This window comes from Streptococcus sp. HCA-5024 (assembly GCF_037890265.1).
GTDB classification, from domain to species: domain Bacteria; phylum Bacillota; class Bacilli; order Lactobacillales; family Streptococcaceae; genus Streptococcus; species Streptococcus lingualis.
Map to the genome: position 1 here is coordinate 328,247 of NZ_JBBKBR010000002.1, position 15,339 is coordinate 343,585.

12 protein-coding genes and 1 riboswitch are annotated in these 15,339 nt (G+C 43.6%); of the genes, 10 read left to right on the plus strand and 2 right to left on the minus strand.

The window, feature by feature from the left end; genetic code table 11:
• Positions 1 to 19 precede the first annotated feature (19 nt).
• Complete coding sequence (locus tag WKT08_RS05195; protein WP_021153029.1) at positions 20 to 463, minus strand: GtrA family protein; 444 nt, start codon at positions 461 to 463, stop codon at positions 20 to 22.
• A gap of 28 nt (positions 464 to 491) precedes the next feature.
• A riboswitch (PreQ1 riboswitch) is annotated at positions 492 to 598 on the plus strand.
• Here WKT08_RS05195 and WKT08_RS05200 point away from each other — a divergent pair.
• The 4 genes from WKT08_RS05200 (at position 596) to pulA (ending at position 6,667) form a co-directional block, all read left to right on the plus strand.
• Complete coding sequence (locus WKT08_RS05200) at positions 596 to 1,105, plus strand: QueT transporter family protein (RefSeq protein ID WP_003006740.1); 510 nt, start codon at positions 596 to 598, stop codon at positions 1,103 to 1,105. (Overlaps the previous riboswitch by 3 nt.)
• Positions 1,106 to 1,348: 243 nt before the next feature.
• Positions 1,349 to 3,307 (plus strand): NAD-dependent DNA ligase LigA, encoded by a 1,959-nt coding sequence (ligA, locus tag WKT08_RS05205; RefSeq protein WP_340280533.1) that lies wholly within the window; start codon positions 1,349 to 1,351, stop codon positions 3,305 to 3,307.
• A gap of 9 nt (positions 3,308 to 3,316) precedes the next feature.
• Positions 3,317 to 4,279 carry a diacylglycerol kinase family lipid kinase gene (locus WKT08_RS05210; RefSeq protein WP_003006748.1) on the plus strand — a complete coding sequence of 321 codons (963 nt, stop codon included), beginning with the start codon at positions 3,317 to 3,319 and terminating at the stop codon, positions 4,277 to 4,279.
• Between the two features lie 78 nt (positions 4,280 to 4,357).
• Complete coding sequence (gene pulA / locus WKT08_RS05215) at positions 4,358 to 6,667, plus strand: type I pullulanase (RefSeq protein ID WP_340280536.1); 2,310 nt, start codon at positions 4,358 to 4,360, stop codon at positions 6,665 to 6,667.
• Between the two features lie 51 nt (positions 6,668 to 6,718).
• Here pulA and WKT08_RS05220 read toward each other — a convergent pair whose 3' ends face one another.
• Positions 6,719 to 8,878, minus strand: a complete 2,160-nt coding sequence (locus WKT08_RS05220; protein ID WP_070586093.1) for an LTA synthase family protein — start codon at positions 8,876 to 8,878, stop codon at positions 6,719 to 6,721.
• A gap of 230 nt (positions 8,879 to 9,108) precedes the next feature.
• On the opposite strand from WKT08_RS05220, the gene WKT08_RS05225 reads away from it, so the two are divergent.
• From WKT08_RS05225 to WKT08_RS05250, 6 genes are all read left to right on the plus strand, one after another.
• Entirely contained in the window at positions 9,109 to 10,272 is a 1,164-nt protein-coding gene (locus WKT08_RS05225; protein ID WP_340280538.1) for a class I SAM-dependent rRNA methyltransferase, read from the plus strand.
• A complete protein-coding gene (gene aroD / locus WKT08_RS05230) occupies positions 10,269 to 10,946 on the plus strand; it encodes a type I 3-dehydroquinate dehydratase (protein ID WP_003014374.1) in 678 nt (225 codons plus the stop codon). Before WKT08_RS05225 ends, aroD begins: the two co-directional genes overlap by 4 nt.
• On the plus strand, positions 10,936 to 11,808 hold the full coding sequence (gene aroE, locus WKT08_RS05235; RefSeq protein WP_340280541.1) for a shikimate dehydrogenase: 873 nt from the start codon (positions 10,936 to 10,938) through the stop codon (positions 11,806 to 11,808). The genes aroD and aroE overlap by 11 nt, the downstream gene beginning before the upstream one ends.
• 161 nt (positions 11,809 to 11,969) lie before the next feature.
• Positions 11,970 to 13,043 (plus strand): 3-dehydroquinate synthase, encoded by a 1,074-nt coding sequence (gene aroB, locus WKT08_RS05240; RefSeq protein ID WP_340280543.1) that lies wholly within the window; start codon positions 11,970 to 11,972, stop codon positions 13,041 to 13,043.
• Positions 13,044 to 13,049: 6 nt separating this feature from the next.
• Entirely contained in the window at positions 13,050 to 14,216 is a 1,167-nt protein-coding gene (gene aroC / locus WKT08_RS05245) for a chorismate synthase (protein WP_340280545.1), read from the plus strand.
• Between the two features lie 16 nt (positions 14,217 to 14,232).
• Entirely contained in the window at positions 14,233 to 15,339 is a 1,107-nt protein-coding gene (locus WKT08_RS05250; protein WP_340280547.1) for a prephenate dehydrogenase, read from the plus strand.

The window sequence follows — 15,339 nt, forward strand, 5'->3', positions numbered from 1 at the left end:
TAAGGCTGAAACAATCGTTTCAAGCCTTGTTTTTATTTTTAAAGACAAAGAGTTTACTAAAGACGTAATTGAGGACCACAATGGCCACTTGTGCAAAGAGGGTTTCAATCAGATTGATCTGGCTTTTGTTATTGTGGACAAATTGCCCGATAATTCCTGGGAATTGCTTGACAAAAATCTCGGTCAAGGCCATATCCAGTATAAAGGTCCCAGAGCGCGCAATTGCAAATCGGATCAAGCGCTGAAACCAGCCCTTTCTTTCTTGTTTAAAGACAATGGTATCGTTGGTCGCAAAGGCAAAGAGGATCCCAGCAATGTTTCCAATAGCTGTCGCTAATCGTTCATCACGAGACACATGATAGATGAAGAGACGGGTTCCGACAGAAACAATGGTTGTGGCAACTCCAAAAAATAGATAGGATAAAATCTCATTATCAAAAAATTTTTTAATTAGCGTTTTCATAAATTCAGTCTACCATAAAACCTCAAAATATGCTATACTTGAAAGGTTGAAGAAATCAAACCTTCAACCCTTGGTGCTTAAGATCCTTTCGCCAAGCATATTACACGCGGGAAAACCGCTAAAGGAGAATAAATGAAACAGTTAACTGCTCGTGATATGGCACAAATTGCCATTGTTGCTGCGATTTATATCGTATTGACCATTACCCCACCTCTCAACGCTATGGCCTACTATGGCTATCAATTCCGTGTTTCGGAAATGATGAATTTCTTAGCTTTTTACAATAAGAAGTACTTGATTGCGGTGACGCTTGGTTGTATGATTGCTAACTTATTTAGTTTTGGATGGATCGATGTCTTTGTCGGTGGAGGTTCAACCTTTGTCTTCTTAGGACTTGGACTCATTCTATTTGGTCGATTCAAAAACAAGTTCTTGTTTGACGGTCTTATTCGCTTGGACCATTTCTTGTTTGCGATTTTCTTTTCCATCTCCATGTTTACGATTGCCTTGGAACTATACTACCTTCAAGGCCAACCATTCTTCTATAACTGGTTGACTATGGGATTGGGTGAATTCGCATCCTTGATTTTTGGAGCGATTGTGATCAATCAACTTTCTAAACGGATCGATTTTACAAAATAAGAAGAGAGTGGGACAGAAATCGGTAATTCCTTAGAATTCGATTTCGTCGTCTCACCTCCGCACAGTTGAGTAGGGCTGTAAAAGCTGATGAAATCAGCGTAGTAGAGCCCACTCAACCACTGCGTCTTGCTCGACAATCTAAAAATAATTGAGAGGCTAGGACTTTTGTCCCAGCCCCTTTTTTTAATGCTAAGAATGCAGTAAATTCAAGGCTAAATTAAGATTTTATGATAAAATAAGAACATGAAAACCAGAATGAAAGAATTAGTGGAATTACTCAATCGATATGCTTACGAGTATTACACAAAAGACGCTCCATCTGTTTCAGATAGTGAATATGATCAATTATATCGGGAGTTGGTGGAACTAGAAACCGCTCATCCTGATGAGATCTTACCAGAGAGTCCAACTCACCGTGTAGGTGGGGTGGTTTTAAAAGGCTTTACCAAATACCAGCACCAGTATCCCCTTTATAGTTTGCAGGATGCTTTTTCGCGTGAAGAATTAGAAGCCTTTGATCAGCGTGTCCGTAAGGAATTTCCTTCTATCAGCTATGTATGTGAGCTGAAAATCGATGGCTTGTCCATTTCCCTCACCTATGAAAATGGTGTCCTTGTAACAGGAGCGACACGTGGGGATGGTTCTGTCGGTGAGGATATTACAGAGAACCTCAAGCGGGTCAAGGATATTCCTTTGGTGTTACCAGAGCCAGTGAACATCACGGTTCGAGGCGAGTGCTATATGCCACAGGCTTCCTTTGATCGGGTCAATCAGATCCGTCAAGAAAACGGCGAGCCGGAGTTTGCTAATCCGCGGAATGCTGCTGCAGGAACGCTTCGCCAATTGGATACGAAAATCGTGGCCAAGCGAAATCTCGCAACCTTCTTGTATCAAGAAGTGAGTCCAACTGATCAAAGCAGTCAGGAAGGCGTGCTTGAGAAATTAGCCCGCTTAGGCTTTGTCGTGAACCAAGAGCGAGTGCTGGCTGAGGATATGGAGCAAATTTGGGACTTCATCCAAAAAGTAGCTCAGCTTCGAGAGGATCTTCCCTACGATATCGATGGGATCGTCATCAAGGTCAATGACCTAGCTGTTCAAGAAGAACTAGGCTTTACCGTAAAAGCTCCTAAATGGGCTGTCGCCTATAAGTTTCCAGCTGAAGAAAAAGAAGCAAAAATTTTATCAGTCGATTGGACGGTTGGACGGACCGGAGTCGTGACGCCAACTGCCAATCTAACTCCAGTCCAGCTAGCCGGAACCACTGTTAGTCGGGCAACCTTACACAATGTGGACTATATTGCCGAAAAAGATATTCATCAGGATGATACCGTCATTGTCTACAAGGCTGGTGATATCATTCCTGCGGTCTTGCGTGTTGTTAAAGATAAGCGAGTCTCTGATCAAGCATTAGCCATTCCAACTCATTGTCCGAGCTGCCAGAGTGAGTTGCTTCATTTTGAGGATGAGGTGGCCCTTCGCTGTATCAATCCACTCTGTCCAGCGCAGATCAAGGAAGGATTGAACCACTTTGCAAGTCGGGATGCTATGAATATCACAGGCTTGGGTCCAGCTGTCGTAGAGAAACTCTTCGCAGCACAGTTGGTAGAGGATGTAGCTGGGATCTATCGTCTGACAGTCGAGGACCTATTGACCTTGGAAGGCTTTAAAGAAAAATCTGCTGAAAAACTCTATGAAGCCATTCAAGCTTCAAAAGAGAACTCAGCTGAGAAATTACTCTTTGGTTTGGGGATCCGCCATGTCGGAAGCAAGGTCAGTCAAATCTTACTCCAAGAATTCCATGACCTCGATCAACTGGCTACAGCTGATCCAGAACGGATTGCAGGTATTGATAGTCTCGGTATGGTCGTGGCTGAAAGCCTCAAGTCTTATTTTGCACAAGAAGGATCCAAGCGCCTATTGCAAGAGCTTAAAGAAGCTGGTGTCAATATGGCTTATCTTGGTGAGAAAGTCGCTGCTGATGCAGCCCTATCAGGAATGACAGTCGTTTTGACTGGGAAGCTAGAGCGACTCACACGTTCAGAAGCAAAGGCAAAATTAGAAAGTCTGGGCGCTAAGGTAACTGGATCGGTTTCCAAAAAAACAGATTTGGTCGTTGCAGGTAGTGACGCTGGTAGCAAGTTAACCAAAGCACAAGAATTAGGAATCCAGGTAGAAGATGAGGCCTGGCTTGAAAGTTTATAGAGGATCTTTATGGTAGAACGAATCAAAAAAGCCCGTTTAATTTATAATCCGACCTCTGGGCAAGAAATTATCAAGAAAAATATTGCGGAAGTCTTGGACGTACTCGAAGACGTGGGCTATGAAACCAGCGCTTATCAAACGACTCCAGAACCATTTTCTGCCCAAAATGAGGCAGAAAGAGCCGCTAAAGCAGGCTTTGATTTAATCATTGCTGCTGGTGGAGATGGTACGATTAACGAAGTGGTCAATGGGGTTGCAGGTCTGGAAAATCGTCCGCAGATGGCCTTTATCCCGACCGGTACAACCAATGACTATGCGCGTGCCTTGAAGATCCCGATGGGAGATCCTGTGGCGGCTGCTCGCATTATCGAAAAGAATCAAACCATTCAGATGGATATTGGTCGTGCCTATGGCAGCAAGTATTTCATCAATATTGCTGCAGCAGGAACCATGACAGAATTGACCTTCAGTGTTCCAAGTAGTGTTAAATCTCGCTTGGGTTACTTTGCCTATGTGGCTGAAGCAGCTAAAATGTTGCCGCGAAACAAGGCTCGTAAGGTGCGGATTGAGCACGACAATGGTGTCTTTGAAGGGCCAGCGTCTATGATTTTTGTGGCTTTGACCAACTCGATTGCTGGCTTTGAAAGTGTCGCACCAGATGCTAAGCTTGATGATGGGAACTTTACCTTGATTATCGTAAAAACTGCTAAGCTCTTTAACATGTTGTCCTTGATGATTCAGGCCATTAATGGAGGCAAGCATGTGCACGATGAAAATGTAGAATATCTCAAGACCAAGAAGTTGACGATCGAAATGCTAGGGAAAAATGCTCAACCATTCCGCATCAATCTAGATGGGGAATACGGGGGAGATACGCCGGTTGAATTGGAAGTCTTCCATAATCACTTGGAATTCTTTGCAAATATTGATGAAATCAACAACGATGCTTTGGTTCACCCATCTGAAGAATAAAAACAAATAGTTGGAGTCCATTACGTGTTTTACAAGCGGATGGTTCCTTCGGTATTAAATTGGAAATAGGAAAATGTTATGCGACAATACCATGTAAAGCTTCATTTTCATAAGCAAAAAGGAAATTATTTTGCCTATGATATGTGGCAGTGGCAGGATCAAGTAGAAGGAAAATCAGTCTCTTTCTCCAAGTTGGATTATTTTGGAGTGGAGGGAAATCTGGTATACGAGAGTGAGCATGCCTTGAACCGGGGCCATGTCCTGGTTAAAGAAGGGGATTGGCTCACCAAGACCCGTGATTTTGAAATCGAACTCTTACCAGAAGGGCATGTTCGAGAAGTGTGGATTCTTGATGGAGACGATACAGTCTATTATTCTTTGCAAGCTGCTTTGACGAGTCATGCATACAGCCATCGTCAGCCTCATGCCTACGATATGGCGATGCACCCTAGAGAGTTTGATGCTAAATGGGCGTATCAAGGCTGGCTCGGTCATCGGGAGGAAGAAGGGGAGCATTGTTTTAAACTATGGGCACCAACGGCTAAGAAAGTTGAATTGTTGCTTTATCAATCAACTGAGCTGGATGCACCTGTTTGGAAGAGTATTCCGATGACGCGTGGCAAACAAGAGTCTAGCTACCACCCAGAAAATACCCATGGTGTTTGGATTTTAGATTTTCTAGGAAATTTAAGTGGCATGGCCTATCAATATCGTGTGCATTTTGAACACCATACTCAAGTAACGCGCGATCCTTATAGCATTGCAACGACAGCCGACGGGATGCGCTCAGCCATTCTTTCAAGGGCAGATCGTCAGTTTGATTGGGGCACTAAAAAAGGTGCAGATGCGACTCCTTGGCGCTTGGACAATCCATGTCAAGCAGTGATCTATGAGATGCACCTTCGGGATTTGACCAAGTCACCGACATCAGGTGTGGACGAGTCTTTGCGTGGGACCTATCTGGGGGCTTGCCAAGAAGGAACCGTCAATAGCCATGGTGATGCAACTGCCTTTGATTATATCCGTCAGTTAGGGGTCAATGTCGTGCAACTGCAGCCCATCTCTGATCGTTTTAAACAGTACGACGAAGAAGGCCGTGTGACCTACAATTGGGGTTACGACGTTCAGAATTATTCTGCACCAGAAACCAGTTTTTCAACGGATCCATCCAATCCGAAACAAACCATGAAAGAGCTCAAAACTATGATCCGAGCTTATCATGAGGCAGGAATTTCTGTGGTCATGGATGTGGTCTACAATCATATCTACTCGACCGAACATGGTCCTTTCCAAAATACAGTACCCGATTATTATTACCGGATGGAGCCAGATGGTCGCTTCCAAAATGGGACAGGTGTTGGGAATGAAACGGCTAGTGAGCATGAAATGTACCGCAAGTACATGATTGATTCCCTCACGCATTGGGTCAAAGAGTACCAGATCGATGGCTTCCGATTTGATTTGATGGGCATTCACGATGTAAGGACGATGAATGCTATTCGGGAGGCAATGGACGCTCTGGATCCTCGGATTCTTCTTTACGGAGAAGGCTGGGACATGGGAACCGGTCTCGCACCAGAAGACAAGGCTAAGAAAGACAATGCAGCGCAATTGCCACGAATTGGATTCTTTAATGATACGGAGCGCGATGCCATTAAAGGGGCTGAGGTTTATGGTTCCATCAAACGTGGCTTCGTCAGCAGAAAATCAACAGAGTATATCGTTGCGCGTGCTGTTTTAGGTAGTGCAGAGCTTGGCAATTATTTAAGTCCCAATCAGGTCTTGAATTATGTGGAGGCTCATGACAATTATAATCTCTATGACTTGCTTCAGACTCTTCATCCGAATGAAAAAGTAGCAGGATTGGTCAAGCGCTCAGAGTTGGCTACGGCCATGAATCTGCTCTTTCAGGGCATGACCTTTATGCAATTGGGTCAAGAGTTCATGAGGACCAAATTGGTAGCGACAGGTCCTGATGGAGAAATCACTCCTTTGGATCGTGAACGGGCCATGAATTCCTACAATGCTCCAGATTTTGTGAATCAGGTCAACTGGGATCTGGTCAGTCAAAACAAGGAATCAATTGCCTATATCCGAAGCTTGATCAATTTGAAGACAAGTCTTCCTGTCTTAGGGCTTGAAAGCTATGATAAAATCTACCAACAAGTCTTTATCCAATCTGCAACTGATTGTAGTGGACTTCTGATATTTGAACTAACAGGAGACAAGAAGTACTTGGTCATCTTCAACGCCAGCGGGCTTCCATATTACCTCCAAAATTCAGATAAATTGAAATTAATGGTTGGTAATAGTCGCCATAAACGTCCCTTCTATGTGGAGAATTTAACAGCTTCTATTTTTGAAGTCTTAGATAAAAGTAAGGTATGATACTTCTTTAAGAAATCGCAAAACCCCTGAGTTTTTACTCAGGGATTCTTTTTATTTAGAAGAACTGCTACTGGTCTCTGTTGAGGAAGAACTATCGTCTTCTGGGTGCAATTCTTTATAAGTTGGTGCCTTGAAGAGATCAACTGTGGACTGGTTGCCACGTTGGTTATAAAGGCTGGTTGATTTGTCACCTTTTTCCTTTTCAATCTTCTTCAATGCCTTGAAGGAATTGGTGTAGGAATAATCTTCTGGATTGACTTTTCCAAGATCATTGCCCTTGAAGAAGCGAAGGAGATCACCGGTCTGGATGCTATCACTAATCTTCAATTGAAGGTTAGCAGCTTCCCTAATCTTGTCCAGTTCTTCCTTGGTTTTTTCGTCTGGGTTCGTGATTTCCTCACCTGTTTTTGTATAGTAGGTCCGGCCACTATAGCTTGTATACTCAGGAGTTACAAAGTAGTTAGCAGAGCGGAAGGCGACGATTTGATCATGATCTGGTGAGAGCATATCTTGACCAACTTGGAGGAATTTGTTGGATTCAATACCTAGCAAATGTTCCAAGGTTGGGAGCATATCAATTTCACCACCATAGGTATCAATGATGCCACCCTTATCCATACCTGGAATGACTACCATATAAGGTACGCGTTGCAACATGGCATTGTCATAGCTTGACCACGTTTCAGAGTTCTTACCAAGTAGAGGAGCAAGAGCTGGGTTGCGGGAGTTTGAAATTCCGTAGTGGTCCCCATAGAGAACGATGATGGAATTTTTGTAAAGACCAGATTCTTTCAGGTAATCAAAGAAGGCTTTGATCGAAGAATCTAGATAGTTAGCGGTCGCAAAATAGCCATTAATGGTTTCGTCCTGAGTCTTAGCTAGAGGGAAGCCGAGATCATCTCCTGACAAGCTGGTCGTATAAGGATAATGGTTTGAAACCGTAATGAACTTCGTATAGAAAGGCTGTTGCAATCTTTCAAGGTATTTAATGGAATCCTTGAGCATGTATTTGTCATTAAGACCATACTGGAAGGAATTGCTGCTGTTTTGTTTGGTGAAGTAGCTGGCATCAAAGAAGTAATTGTAGCCCCATTGTTTATAGGCGGTATTTCGATTCCAGAAACTTCCAGCATTCCCGTGGAAAACAGCGCTCGAGTTGTACCCATTTTTTGAAAGAATAAATGGTGCAGCCTGTTGGGTATTGGTTCCACCATAGTTCACCATAAAGGAACCTTGGTTGAGTCCGAAGAGGCCTGTTTCAATCATGGTCTCAGCATCAGACGTTTTCCCTGCCTTGACTTGGTTAAAGACGTTTGAAAAGGCAAAGGTTTCTTTCGAGTGGTAAAGTGAGTTTAAGAAAGGTGTCACTTCATATTCTTTATCGTCTACTTTCAACTTGTAATCGATCAAGAATTGTTGGAAACTTTCCAAGTGAATGTAGATGACATTACGGCCTTTGGCCATTCCAAAGTACTCAGGATTAGGCTTGGCATAATGCTGTTGGATATATTCTTCCACCGGTTTTAAATCTGCTTCGGAGGCTTTGGAACGTTCTTTGTTGGCAGCATAGGTCTGGTTAGCACTGTAACCTAGAAAGGCTGGTAAGCCTAGGGCACGAACGACATAGTAGTTTGAGAACCCACGAGTCAATAGCTCAGGTCGGTCAATTTCTGCAAGGAAAAGGTTGGCCGAAAAGAGCATAGCTGATAAGGATGTAACCGCAAAACTAGCGCGTTTATTGAAGGGACGATTGTCCATTCGAATCCATTTCTTAAAGAAGAAGAAAGCTAGAATGGGGAAATCTAGAATGTAGATCACATCCCAAGGGCGGAACAATTCTAAAGCAGCAGCTCCGAGACCGGCAGAAACCTTGCTGGAAGCCAACATGGTATTGACCGTTACGAAGTCTGTAAACTCTCGATAATAGATGGAGTTGGAAATCAACCAAATAAATAAGAGAAGGTAGATCCCAAAGGCCAAACTATAAAAGAGCTTGGTTCGTTTGATATAAAGTGCTAGACCGATGAAGAGCAGACTGATCGGCAATGGGTTGATCACTGCTAGAAAAATCTGATAGGGTCCCTGAATGTCTAAATTAAAATCAACTGAATAGGCCCACATGGTTTTGAACCAGTAGAGCAACAGAAGGGTCAAGACAAATCCTAGTCTGGTACTCATGAAATTGAGTATCGAATTCGTAATTTTTTTCACAAAATGTTACTTCCTTGTCTTATTTCCTAAAAATTTTCATATACAAGTATACCACAATTTTATGGAGAAAGAAAAAAATGACTGTAAAGGAGAGGAAAGAAATAAGAAAGATCCGGCATTTTATATCATTTGAAGCTAAATGATGAGAGCTAGGATAAAATGGTAAAAAAAGTTCCAGTAAATAAAGCCTCTCTTTGTGAAAACTGCAGACTTTTGCTATAATAGAGGGTATGAAAAAACTCACAGTCAGTCGCCAAGTCGCAACAAAAATCAAACAAGGGCAATCTCTTCTTGAAAAGCAAGATTTTGACTCACTTCCTGCTTTGGATCAAGCGGTTCAATTACTTTCAGGAGATGGACAATCCCTCGGAGTCGGATACTTATCTGAACAAAATAAAGGGATTGGATGGTTTGTTTCGCAAGAGTTGGTCGCTTTTGATCAAGACTTTTTTAAAAAGCTTTTCGTCAAAGCTAAGCAATACCGTCGTTCTTATTATGCGGATGCAACGACGACAGCCTTTCGTCTCTTTAACCAAGAGGGAGATGGTTTTGGTGGTTTCACGGTTGACTTATATGGTGAGTTTGTTGTCTTTTCTTGGTACAATCCCTTCGTATTTCAGATCAAGGAAACCATTCTAGAGGCTTTTCAAGAAGCTTTTCCAGAAGTCCGAGGCGGCTATGAAAAGATTCGCTTTAAAGGCTTGGACTATGAATCGGCTCATGTCTATGGAGAAGAAGCTCCGCAAGAATTTTTGATTCTTGAGAATGGGGTCTCTTACCAAGTCTTTCTCAATGATGGCTTGATGACGGGGATCTTTTTGGACCAGCATGAAGTCCGAGGAAGTTTAGTTGAGGGGCTTGCTGCTGGTAAGTTCTTGCTCAATATGTTCTCTTATACAGCTGCTTTTTCTGTTGCAGCTGCCATGGGTGGAGCAGTTGAGACAACATCGGTCGATCTGGCTAAGAGAAGTAGAGAATTATCAGAAGCGCATTTTGTGGCAAATGGCTTGGCGCTGGATGCTCATCGTTTTGTCGTGATGGATGTCTTTGACTATTACAAATATGCCAAACGCCATGACCTAAGCTATGATGTGATCGTGCTTGATCCGCCTAGCTTTGCGCGGAATAAAAAACGGACATTTTCAGTCGCTAAAGATTACCATCGATTGGTCAGCGAGGCACTCGAGATTTTAAATCCAGGTGGGATCTTGATTCTCAGTACCAATGCGGCAAATGTGACCAAAGAAAAATTTAAAAAACAAATCGAAAAGGGATTTCAAGGCCGTAAGCATCGCTATCTAGCGGAATACGGACTTCCGGGAGATTTTCGATGGAACAAGAAAGAAGAAAGTAGTAATTACTTAAAAGTATTTACGATTAGGGTGGATGTATGAAATTAGTTGTTTCGATTATGCCTCGCTCCTTAGAAGAGGCGCAACAACTAGATAGTTCGCGTTACGAGGATGCAGATGTTATTGAGTGGCGTGCGGACTTTTTAGAAAAAAGCGAGATCTTAACCGTCGCTCCTGCAGTTTTTGAAAAATTTGCTGGACGCGAAATTTTATTCACCTTGCGGACTCGAGCTGAAGGTGGAGAGATGGAGCTGACCAACGAGGAATATGTTGGAATCCTGAAAGATATTCAATCCATCTATCATCCGGATTATATCGATTTCGAGTATTATAGTCACCGTGAAGTCTTTGAAGAAATGTTGGAATTTTCAAATCTTGTTCTCAGCTATCACAATTTCCAAGAGACACCGGAAAATATGATGGAGATCTTATCGGAATTGACCAGCTTTTCTCCAAAATTGGTCAAGGTATCCGTTATGGCCCACAATGAACAAGATGTTCTTGACTTGATGAATTATACGCGTGGTTTCAAGACGCTGAATCCTGAGCAAGAATATGTAACCATTTCCATGGGCAAGGTCGGGAAGATTTCGCGCTTGACAGCTGATTTGACAGGTTCTTCCTGGTCTTATGCTAGAGTCGGAGATGAAAGTGCCCCAGGTCAAATTCCCCTTGAAAATATGAGAAGAATTCGGGAGTTATTGAATGAAGATTGACGGATATACTCGGATGGCAGCAGTCATTGCCCATCCCATTCGTCATAGTATCTCTCCTTTCATCCATAATCTAGCCTATGAATTAACAGCGACCAATGCTGCTTATCTAGCTTGGGATATTGCTGAAGAAGACTTAGAAAGCACCATCAGCCAAATTCGCAAGTTAGATATGATTGGCGCCAATATTTCCATGCCTTTTAAGCAGAAGGTCTTTCCTTACTTAGATGAAGTAGATGGGATGGCCCTAAAGATCGGTTCTGTCAATACCATTGTTCACCGCGATGGCAAGCTTAAAGGCTACAATACGGATGGAATTGGTTTCTTTCGTAGTTTGCCTCCTGCTTTCTCCATTAAGGGAAAAACAATGGTTCTCTTAGGCGCAGGTGGTGCAGCTTTAGCGATTATTGCACAGGCGATTCATCTAGGTGTAAAACGTATCCTTGTCTTTGTGAGAGAGGAGAGATTGGTTCATTATCGTTCAATAGTTCAGTTGATTGAAGATGGCTTTGATTTCTTGATAGAATTGTATGCGATTGAGAAAGATGAAGATGTTCAAAACTCTTTTAATCAAGCCGATCTCATCTTAAATGCCACTGGTGTAGGCATGGATGGTCATTCTCTTCCGATAGCGAGTTACTTGACCTTTCCCCTACATGCCTTAATCGTAGAGATGGCCTACTATCCGGCAGTGACCCCCTTTCTGCAATTAGCAGTGAATCAAGGAAACCAGAGGGTAAATGGGCTGGGAATGCTCTTTTATCAAGCTGAAGCAGCCTTTGAATTAATGACTGGGAAAGTATTTCCTACAGAGTCTGTATGGGAAGCATTGACAACAGAATATCGTCAATTTGTATGTGACTAAGAGAGAGTTTTACCTTTCCCTATTGAAAAAGCTTTATGAGATTAGAACAGGAACTGATTTTTAAAAAACAGTCTTGCTCTAGTCTCTTTTTCATTTTGATTGAGACATGTGCCCTATTTCATGATAAGATAGAATCAAAGAAAAACGCGAAGGAGATTGCTATGAACGTATCGGTACCTATTCCAGGACATTCCTATGATATTGTGATTGAAAGAGGTGGTCTCAACCAGGTTGGAGATTGGTTGCGCACTCTTTGGGGCGATAAAAAAGTCGCCATTATTTCCGATAACCGCGTGGCTAAGCTATATGCCTCTATCGTAGAGAAGAGCCTTGAGAAAGCTGGTTTTCAAGTGGTGCGCTTTGAGTTTCTTCAAGGGGAAGCTAGTAAGAATCTAACCACTGTTTCAAAAGTTTATGACTTTCTAGCTACCCAGGGTATGACACGTAGTGATGGAATCGTCGCTCTTGGTGGTGGCGTAGTTGGTGATTTAGCTGGCTTTGCGGCCTCTACCTATATGCGGGGAATTTCCTTTGTTCAGATTCCGACTAGCTTAACCGCACAGGTGGACTCTTCTATCGGTGGAAAGACTGGAGTCAACACAACACTTGCTAAAAACATGGTAGGGACCTTTGCTCAACCAGATGGTGTGTTTATTGATCCTGAAGTGTTGAGCACTTTGGGGCAACGTGAATTGATCGAGGGGATGGGCGAAGTCATCAAGTACGGCCTCATCCAAGATACTGAACTCTGGGAAGAATTGGAAGCCATGGATGGTTCTGTCCAGAGTATTTTAGAGCATGCAGAGAGCATCATTTCTCATTCTTGTCTGGTCAAGCGAGACCATGTTGTGGCAGATGAGCTGGACAATGGTATTCGACTGTATCTCAATTTTGGGCATACCATTGGGCATGCCATTGAAGCGACAGCTGGTTATGGGCAGGTTATGCATGGAGAAGCTGTCAGTATGGGTATGGTGCAGCTGTCCCGAGTTGCAGAAGAAAAGGGCCTGATGCCAAAAGGAATCACTCAAAAAATTGAAGAAATGTGCCGGAAATTTGGCCTTCCGGTGACCTATGAGAACTGGGATAAAGAAGCCCTTTATCAAGCCTTGACCCATGACAAAAAAGCGCGTGGGACTAGCTTGAAATTAGTCATTGTTCCAGAGTTGGGGCAAGCAGCGATTCATCAAATCCCTCTTCAAGAAATGAAGGACTTTTTAGAAAGAAAGGAATAAGGTCGTATGAGATATTTAACAGCAGGAGAGTCCCATGGACCTCGACTAACAGCCATCATCGAGGGGGTTCCGGCAGGCCTTCCTTTATCTGAAGAGGATATTAATAAAGAGCTCAAACGTCGACAAGGTGGCTATGGTCGTGGTGCTCGGATGAAAATCGAGAGTGACCGTGTTGAGATCACATCAGGGGTCCGTCATGGCTTGACTATAGGAGGTCCGATTACTCTGAATGTGACCAATCTGGATCACCAAAAATGGCTGGAAATCATGAATGTAGCACCGGTCGAAGAGAAAAAGAAAGATTTGCGCAAGATTACTAAACCGCGTCCTGGCCATGCTGACCTAGTCGGAGGAATCAAATACCGTTTTGACGATCTCCGTAATTCGCTCGAACGTTCTTCTGCCCGTGAGACGACCATGCGCGTAGCCGTTGGTGCGGTTGCTAAACGGATTTTAGAAGAGATTGACGTGGAAGTGGCCAGCCACATTGTCAATTTTGGGGGAATCGAGATTGCAATTCCCGAGAATCTAACCGTTTCAGAAATCAAGGAAAAGGCATCTAAGTCGGAAGTTTCGATTGTTGTCCCAGAACAAGAAGAAGCCGTTAAGTCTTACATTGACCAGGTGAAAAAAGATGGTGATACCATCGGGGGAATTGTGGAGACCCTAGTTGGCGGTGTTCCTGTTGGGCTAGGATCCTACGTGCAATGGGACAAGAAATTGGATGCCAAAATTGCTCAAGGAGTGGTCTCTATCAATGCCTTTAAGGGAGTTGAGTTCGGTCTTGGTTTTGAAGCAGGCCGCCTAAAAGGTAGTCAAGTCATGGATGAAATCGTCTGGTCTGAAGAAGCTGGCTATACCCGTCGTACTAATAATCTTGGTGGTTTTGAAGGGGGCATGACTAACGGAGAGCCGATTCTGGTTCGTGGCGTGATGAAGCCTATTCCAACGCTTTACAAACCCTTGATGAGTGTGGATATCGAAACCCATGAGCCTTATAAGGCAACAGTTGAGCGTAGCGATCCAACAGCTCTACCAGCTGCAGGTGTCGTGATGGAAGCAGTGGTCGCAACGGTCCTTGCTACAGAAGTGCTTGAAAAATTCTCATCCGATAACATGGAAGAATTGAAAGAGGCCGTTGCTAAGCACCGGGACTTTACTAAGAATTTTTAAGAGAAAGAGTTTTCCTTTGGAGAAGAAAGTTGTCTATATTGCAGGGTTGGGCTTGATTGGTGCTTCCCTCGCGCTAGGGATTAAAAGGGCCCACCCAAATGTGACCATTCTTGGTTACAATCGTAGTGAAGCCTCTCGAACCATCGCCCTTGAAAGAGGAATGGTGGATCAGGTGACGGATGATTTCGCAGCCTTTGCCCCTTTAGCAGATATCATTATTTTAGCGCTTCCGATTAAGCAAACCAAGTCTTACTTAGAAACCTTAGCTGGCCTGAATTTGAAGAACCAGGTACTAGTGACAGATGCAGGCTCTACCAAGGCAGCAATTGTCGCACAAGCTGAAAAGGTGTTTAAAGATAAGGCCGTGCGCTTTGTGGGAGGGCATCCCATGGCTGGTAGTCATAAGACAGGTGCAGCTTCAGCGGATGCCACCTTATTTGAAAACGCTTATTATATTTTTACCCCTTCCAGCTTGACCACAGGAAGTGCCATGGAAGAGTTGAAAGAGCTTCTGAGTGGATTGGGATCCCGCTTTATCGAAATCGATGCCGAGGAACACGATCGGGTAACCTCCCAGATCAGTCATTTTCCTCATATTTTAGCATCGACCTTGGTCGAGCAGGCCGTAGCTTATGGAGAAGAGCATGAAATGACCCGACGTTTTGCAGCTGGTGGCTTTCGGGATATGACACGGATTGCGGAAAGTGAGCCAGGCATGTGGACTTCTATTCTCTTGTCCAACCCTCAAGCGATATTAGAACGGATTGCAGATTTCAAAGAGCGTTTGGATCAAGTGGCTGAAACCATCCAAGCAGATAACGAGGAGGCCATTTGGTCTTTTTTCCAAGAAGGGCGGAAGCACCGAAAAGAAATGCAGATCCATCAGCGTGCTGGACGCGATAGTGCCTATGATCTCTTTATCGATGTTCCTGATAAGGAAGGTGTGATCCTCGAAATCTTACAACTTCTACAAGGGATTTCCTTGGTTAATATTCACATCAATGAAGAGAATCGTGAAGATATCCACGGGATTTTGCAGCTGACCTTTAAAAATGCAGAGGATCAAGAGCGGGCTCAAACATTGATCAGCCAGGCGACGTCTTATACTGTCCTTGCTCGCTAG

Excerpts from the sequence above, each read along its gene's own strand:
- WKT08_RS05210 (WP_003006748.1), top strand. The coding sequence starts at position 3,317 with ATGGTAGAACGAATCAAAAAAGCCCGTTTAATTTATAATCCGACCTCT.
- WKT08_RS05195 (WP_021153029.1), bottom strand. The coding sequence starts at position 463 with ATGAAAACGCTAATTAAAAAATTTTTTGATAATGAGATTTTATCCTAT.
- aroE (WP_340280541.1), top strand. The coding sequence starts at position 10,936 with ATGAAGATTGACGGATATACTCGGATGGCAGCAGTCATTGCCCATCCC.
- ligA (WP_340280533.1), top strand. The coding sequence starts at position 1,349 with ATGAAAACCAGAATGAAAGAATTAGTGGAATTACTCAATCGATATGCT.
- aroD (WP_003014374.1), top strand. The coding sequence starts at position 10,269 with ATGAAATTAGTTGTTTCGATTATGCCTCGCTCCTTAGAAGAGGCGCAA.
- aroB (WP_340280543.1), top strand. The coding sequence starts at position 11,970 with ATGAACGTATCGGTACCTATTCCAGGACATTCCTATGATATTGTGATT.
- WKT08_RS05200 (WP_003006740.1), top strand. The coding sequence starts at position 596 with ATGAAACAGTTAACTGCTCGTGATATGGCACAAATTGCCATTGTTGCT.
- pulA (WP_340280536.1), top strand. The coding sequence starts at position 4,358 with ATGCGACAATACCATGTAAAGCTTCATTTTCATAAGCAAAAAGGAAAT.
- aroC (WP_340280545.1), top strand. The coding sequence starts at position 13,050 with ATGAGATATTTAACAGCAGGAGAGTCCCATGGACCTCGACTAACAGCC.
- WKT08_RS05225 (WP_340280538.1), top strand. The coding sequence starts at position 9,109 with ATGAAAAAACTCACAGTCAGTCGCCAAGTCGCAACAAAAATCAAACAA.